The sequence below is a fragment of the Rickettsiales bacterium genome (genome assembly GCA_033762595.1).
Classification (GTDB): domain Bacteria; phylum Pseudomonadota; class Alphaproteobacteria; order Rickettsiales; family UBA8987; genus JANPLD01.
The window spans coordinates 1-6935 of record JANRLM010000081.1; the positions used below are offsets into that span (position 1 = coordinate 1).

The 6935-nt window shown below is 36.1% G+C and carries 2 protein-coding genes; both read right to left on the reverse strand.

Annotated features, from left to right (window positions below; translation table 11 throughout):
* The coding region (locus tag SFT90_05860; GenBank protein MDX1950006.1) for a type IV secretion system protein at positions 1-4225 on the reverse strand (4225 nt) is incomplete at its 3' end.
* A gap of 178 nt (positions 4226-4403) precedes the next feature.
* Positions 4404-6815, reverse strand: a complete 2412-nt coding sequence (locus SFT90_05865; GenBank protein MDX1950007.1) for a hypothetical protein — start codon at positions 6813-6815, stop codon at positions 4404-4406.
* Positions 6816-6935 lie beyond the last annotated feature (120 nt).

The following is a 6935-nucleotide window of genomic DNA, read 5'->3' on the forward strand; positions in this document are numbered from 1 at the left end:
CTGAATTTTGATTTTGACTTTGGCTTGTGGTTAGCTGTTGCTGTTCTGAGGTTATATTTGGTTTTTCAGGGCTTGAAGTGCTAACAATTGGCTCACCTAAATTTTCAGCTTGATTTATATTACTGCCAGCAGGCGTTTCGATTGCAACTGCATCAAAATATGAACGACTTGTTCCGGCAAGATTTTGCAGTGCATTTGAAATATTTTCACTAAAATCCTCTTTAGGTTTATCATCTTCAGGTTTTTTATTAAATTGAGATAAAATTCCGCCTTGTGGTTTTTGGCTAAATACTTTTAGAGGTGTTACAGGAATAGGCTGAATTGTTGGCTGAGATTGCGTTTGATTATTTGCTAAAACTGGTTCTTGAGAATTGTTTATGGTTTCTAAATTAATTCTTTCACCTAAATTTTCTTGTGGTAATTCTATTGGGGCTTCCTGCTGAGAAGCGGTTCTTGGCATTAAATCAACAGCAATATCCATTCTTGAAGCACCTTCAACATTTACTAAATCTTGATAATTTTGTGGCTTGTTATCTTTTGATTTTTTAGGTGTATCTTTCTTTAATTGATTTGCCTGTTTTGTTAGATTTGCCGTTGCAACTGCTGCCCCTTTTACATCACCTTTAGCAAGTGCCTCTTTTAATTGCTGATAATTTTTATTTTGAGCAACTTTTGAAGGGTCAAGTGATGAAATTAAATTCATTACATTTCCTTTTTTCGCATCTTGAGGTTTAACCACAACTTTTGAAGTAACGGGAGCAAAGGCAGTTGCATCAACCTTCTGACCTAAATTATTTTCTTGTTGTTGTTTTTGCTTAGCCTGCCATTCATCGTATTCTCTCTGAGAAATTGGCATTGTATCATAACCGCCAAATTCACCTTGATAATTTGCGGGGCTTTCTGTTGTTTTAGAAAGCCAATCATCATACTTTTTATCTTCAACGCTTACACTTGCTTCACTACTAAACCTAATATCTTCCGAACTACTTGTCCTAGTTGAAATAGCCTCTCTATTTCCGCCCATTTCAAGCCCTGCATCTAAAGAGCTCATTCTAGTATCTATTAATGATTCTTCTGTAGGTGAATAACTGCCACCGCCTGAAGATTTGTAATTAAAGCTGCTACTGCCTTGCTTTTTCTTATCCGCTTCTTCCTTCTTCTTTTGAAGAACTTTAATATATTTTTCTTTAATCTCTTCTTTTGTCCAGTTTTTCTTAGTTGGCTCTTTAGATAAAACTTCTTTTCGAATGTCTTCCTCCATCTTTCTGTAATCAATATTACCTTGCTGATAGCCTTCGGCATACTCTAATAAATTTTTCTTAGCTGGGTCATCTTGAAGAAGTTTTATTGCATCATAAGCTGTAACCATTGGGTCTTGCTTTTTATTGAGGATAGAAAGCGGGCTATCTTCAAACATTGATCTACCTTTTTGCTCAACTGGAATACCATCATTACCCATAATTCTGGTGCGATTTGCCTTCATTTGAAGCGTATCCCCAAGCCTTGCGAGTGCACCGGGCGCACCAGAAAAAATACCCATATCAAACACTGAGCCTAAATTTGAAACATCAGCCCTAGCCCCCGTTGCCCACTTAGTTGGCTGATTACCAGCAGATGTGCCATATATTTTAGGTGAACCAACATTATAAATTCTTGATAATTTCTCAGCAATAGATGGCACTTGCGACATAAATGCCCCCACCATTGCGTTTAGTAATAGCCAGATAATTATCGCACCTGAAATATAGCTGAACATTTCCTCTTTATCGGCATAACTATATAAACAAAAACCGACACATTGCTGTGAAGTTGGGCTAGTCGTTGCAATATCTGAGGCATCATAAGGTGGGTGGAATTCTGGGCAGTATTTAACACAATTTGGATATTCCCCCCTGGCATTTAGTGCAGGAGCTGGCTCTGGAGGGTTTCGTGGCTCACCGATATAAGCATCGCCATCTTCGATACCAAGTGGTGTATCTAAGATAGGGCTATCTATTGGGGAATTTACACCCTCCCTATAAATACGCAAAAATTCATTTAATTGAGCTTGTGTTACAAGCATTCCAGCAGGAATTGCCGTTGGGTTAGTGGCGTAATATAAAATTGCATCAATTCCTTCTATCTGTCTTGGTTTTGGCGGTGTGCCTTCTGAAATTGTAGTTTTATTATTATATAAATTTGAAAAATCTAATGCAGTTTGAGAATTATTTATTGCGGCAATTCTTTCAGTATTATTTGCAGAGGCTCTTGCTTGTTCATCACTAAAACCAGCTAAAATAAATTTATAATAAGTTACAAAATACCTTTCTTTGAGTTTTCTATATAATTTTCTTTGCGTTAGGGAGATTGAATCACCTTCAACATTTGAAAGACCACTTGCTTCGCCCCCATAAAGATCTTTCATTTCTTGGTAATCAGTGGGATATTCATAAAGCGGCTCTAGAAAACCCGGTGCAGAATAATTTATCGTTGGGGAATCTTTTGTTCCTTTAGATTTTACATATTGTTTTGTGCCAAGTTCATTTCTAGCCAGACTTGTAAGCCTATCTAGTGAAGTTGCGTTTGAAAGAACATAAACAATACCAAGCACAATAACTGGTTGCAACATAAAGGAAACTAGCATTGAAGCCCACGCATTGAACATTGATTCTGTAATCTTAAATAATTTGAATGTAACGAATAAAGGTGCAAGCATCATTAGGAAGGTTAAGCCCATAAAGGCCGTTACATAAACCCATAATATCTGCACAAACGCGATGAACATTGTTAAAATGCCCGTGAGCAAAAAGAAGGATAAGAAAGTGCCACCACCTCCTGCCCACAGGGAAAGTGCAATCACCATTGAGGTCAAGCCTTTGGCTCTATCATCACCAACTACGGAATCAAATAACGCATCAATCTTGCCAATAATTCCTTGAAATGGTTTTCTGCAAGATCTTGGATTTGATGCTTCATCACAAACAGCATCAACATTCCCTGTCTGATCTAATAATTTTGGTGGGGTTAATAAAGGTGAACCATAATTAGGGAAACCCGAATACTGGCTTTCTTCACCTACAGGGCTAAGATTCTTATTTATTGCTGCTCCGTATGGTGAAAAATCTGGAATAACTGGCCAATTTTTCTCACTACATCTAGGGAATAGCTCAACCCTTCTAAGTTGATAATTATACTTAAAGTCTACAACACAGGCAGTAACTTTTGCATTATTTTGACTTACTGGATCATATATTTGCTTAAAAACAGGATAAATTTTATAACTCTTTACGCCATTAACTTCTTCCATTTTACCCTGCCATTGCTGGGCTGGAACTCTAAATGGAACATATTTATAAGCTTCATTTGCTGGAATAAATTCAAAATTATGAGTGCCATTTTTAATCGGCATTGATGTTGGTGTTTCTGCTAATCCATCTCCAATTGTGTGGGGATTTTCATTTTCAATAAATTGGCCGGTATCACTAGTGTAGGAATTCACATAAACATAAGGCGTGCCATTTGCAAGGGGCTTCCAAACATTGCCGTTAATATCAAGAAGCCTACCTTCACTATCATAAACCCGCTCCCCGCCCTCAGAATATAAAGGTTGCAACCTTGTTAGAATATCACTGAAAGTAGTAAGAACCGTATTAAAAGTGCCAAAAATCCACTTAAAACTAAATTGTGCATTTGAGCTAAGTAGAATAATAAACATTATTAAAATTATCTTGGCGGGTGCTTGTTTTAGTGGCTCTTCGGTTAGGTCAAACATTATAGCTAAACCATAAAACATTACATAAACAATTATCATCGCCAGTAATATCTGATAAAACCAAAGCAATATTGAGCAAAAAACTCTAAACATTGAATCAAGAACTATTGATTGCACAACGCATACAACGCCACTAAGTAAAAATTCACCTGCGATTGCATCGGGGTAGCCATCTGGCAGAAAATCTCGCCCTGGAAGTGGGCAATATTTGGGGTTAGAAATCCCCATTAGAATATTATCGGAGTTATAAATATTAGTGTTGATATCTAGGGCTTTATACTCAACGCCATCTTCAGTTACTGAGGTATATCTGCAAAAACCGCTTAAATCCTCTTGAACACTGTATCTTTGTGAGGTGATATCAGCAGTGCCAGATTGCCTTATTTCAACGCCTCTATCTTCACCACCCCCAACATTTGGTGGAGGGTTATTTGGAGGCGGATTATTACCTTGAGCGAAAGAATATTCACTCACAAAAAAGCAAGAAATTATCAGGAAAAATAGAAATATTTTTAATATATATCTCACAAAATTTATTTCATTACTATAACTTCATACCCACGAAAGCGGGTATCTATCGTTGGATTCCCGCTGGAGTTTACCCCGTGCTTGACACGGGGCGGGAATGAATTATCATATGACAATCTAGCTATTACCCCTTCTGGTTTCTAAAAAACTCAGCTAGCCATTTATCTGGGTTATCGCCATTTTGAGCGATTAAACTTTTCATTAATAACAAACTTTCTTGGTTTGAAGTTAGCACTGAAAGCAAATCATTCATTCCTTGCAGGCTTAATTTACACACCACGGAATCCTCACCTCTTTTTAGAACAAATTGATGCGAGGCTAAATCTAGCTTAGTAACCGCCTTAAATTCGCTTTCATTTAAGCCAAAAATTGTTTGATAATTTTGCGAAGCATTTGGGTTTGGCAGAATAATTTTAGTCGCAATTAAAGGCATAATTCTTTTTGTAACATAGCTTTTCTCAGCTTTTTCAGGGGCATCAGTTGCAAAAATTACTATACCATTTTTTTCCGTAATACGCTCAAGCCAATTTTCAATTCTTGGTGCAAAGGCTGGGTTATCAATGATATCCCAAGCTTCATCTAAAACTATAATGGTTGGTTTATCTATGCTCATTAAATCTTCAACTTTATGCAGAAGATAAAAACTCATTGGCACTGCAATAGATTTATTGTTGATAATCTGGGATAAATCAAAGCCTACAATTTTTGCTTTGGTATCAAGATTATCAATTCCGCTATCAAAATATTTTGAAAACTTGCCAGACATATACCAATATGAAAGCCTTTTAGCAGTTGCAGAGCTTTCAGGGTTATTACCCCAAATTTTTGGAACTAGAAATGAGAGCATTCTTTCTTCTTTTGGTGAAGAATAATTCACCTCAACCGCCTTTTCTATCAAGTCTAAATCCTCTTTAGAAATTGGCATATAATTAGCTACTGGGTTGCCGTTTTCGTCAATAAATTCAATTAAATATTCAAGCCATTCAACTAAAAACCTTCTATTATTTGGGGTATCTGGAAGTAAAAGAGGGTTTAGATAAAGCCTGCCTTGATCAATAAGCTCGCTGATTTTATTATATTTGCCAGCACTTGCTTTGATAAAAATTTCGCTCGCTTTATCTTTTTCAAAATAGAAGCTATTGCCCTCATATTTTTGGGCTTCAGAAACGAGGAAGTTTAATAAAACCGTTTTGCCTGCACCTTTAGGGCCAATCAAGCAGGAATGACCACTCTCGCCATCATGAAAATTGAAGAAGTAAGGCGTGTTTTTTGCAGTTCTGAAAAGGGTTACAGCTTCACCCCATTTATTATTAGTCCTCTTTCCAGCTGGAAAATTATATAAAGAGGCGTATCCACCAATTTTATTGGTTGAAATATAGCTCTGCCTTTTTAAGAAATCAAAATTGCCGGGCATTTGCGACCAATAGCAATATTCCAAATATAAATCCTCACGAACGAACACAACGCCAAGCTCTCTTAAGGCATCAACCACCAATGAAACCGCCTTTTGCATTTCCTTAACACTATCTTCCAGAACCGTTATGGTTATCTGGTGTTCACCATAAAAATTTGCTTCACCACCACCTTTTATAATATCTGAAACGCCCGTTATATCAGACATAAACTGGCTTCCAGAAAGCTCATATATTTTCATTTGATCTTTATAGGCTTCAAGTGCTTCATCTTTTGAAACAAAATTAAAGCTCTCAGAAACCATAAACTGCACTGGTAATTGCAGAAATTTATCAATCTCTCTAGTGGATACTTCCTGATATTCCTTAACGCTAAAAATTGCACCATAATGTTTTAAGTTAAATTCCTCAACCTGCACTACATTATATTGAAACACAACCTTATTACTTGGAAATAACATTGATAAATCAACTGGCTCAAGCGGGATTTTCTGTTCTACCAAATTCATTAATTTACTTACAAAACTCAAAATTTCTGAATAATAAACCCCATCTTCTTTGTAAACAGTTAGTTTAGTTGCACCAAAACTAGCTAAATCTTGCATTACTGCCCTTGTGATTTTATCGAGCTTTTCAGCACTTCTGGTAAGGGCTTCCTTACGCTTTTTCATTTGAGTTGTAGGGTGAATATTCTCCCAAATAACTTTTGGATCAACTATATCTAATTTTTCGCCTTCACCCAAAAAAGTGATGTAAAGCTCATTTACATATTGGTTATTCCACTCGTTTTTTTCTACCCATTTTTCGTGGAGGAATTTATTAAAACCCTTTAATTTACTTGCATCTGTATCAATATTCACTTTTGTTCTGAAGGTATGAAGCCAAACTGCAACCTCATCAGTTTTTACATGATTCAAAATTGTATTTCTGATGATTTGTCTTAGATCTTTTGTGCTATCGCCAGCGATTGTTTCAAAATTAAAGCCGGTGATTTTTATCACTTCCATCAGCTCGCCATTTTTGGTGATGATAGTATCCTCATCATAATGAGCCGCGTATGGGATAAAATCTTCTACGCTTGAATGATATTTTTTTTCACTTTTCTTTGCTTGTCCAACCGCCATTTTCCTCAAACTTAACTTGGTGAAATTGTATTACATTAAATGCATTTTTCTATTCTATAGTAATAAAACTAATTTAATCCTTTGATTTTAACATAATTTTAATAAAAATACTACATACAC

Bases quoted from the DNA above. Each gene is read 5' to 3' on its own strand.
- SFT90_05865 (MDX1950007.1), bottom strand. From the start codon at position 6,815: ATGGCGGTTGGACAAGCAAAGAAAAGTGAAAAAAAATATCATTCAAGC.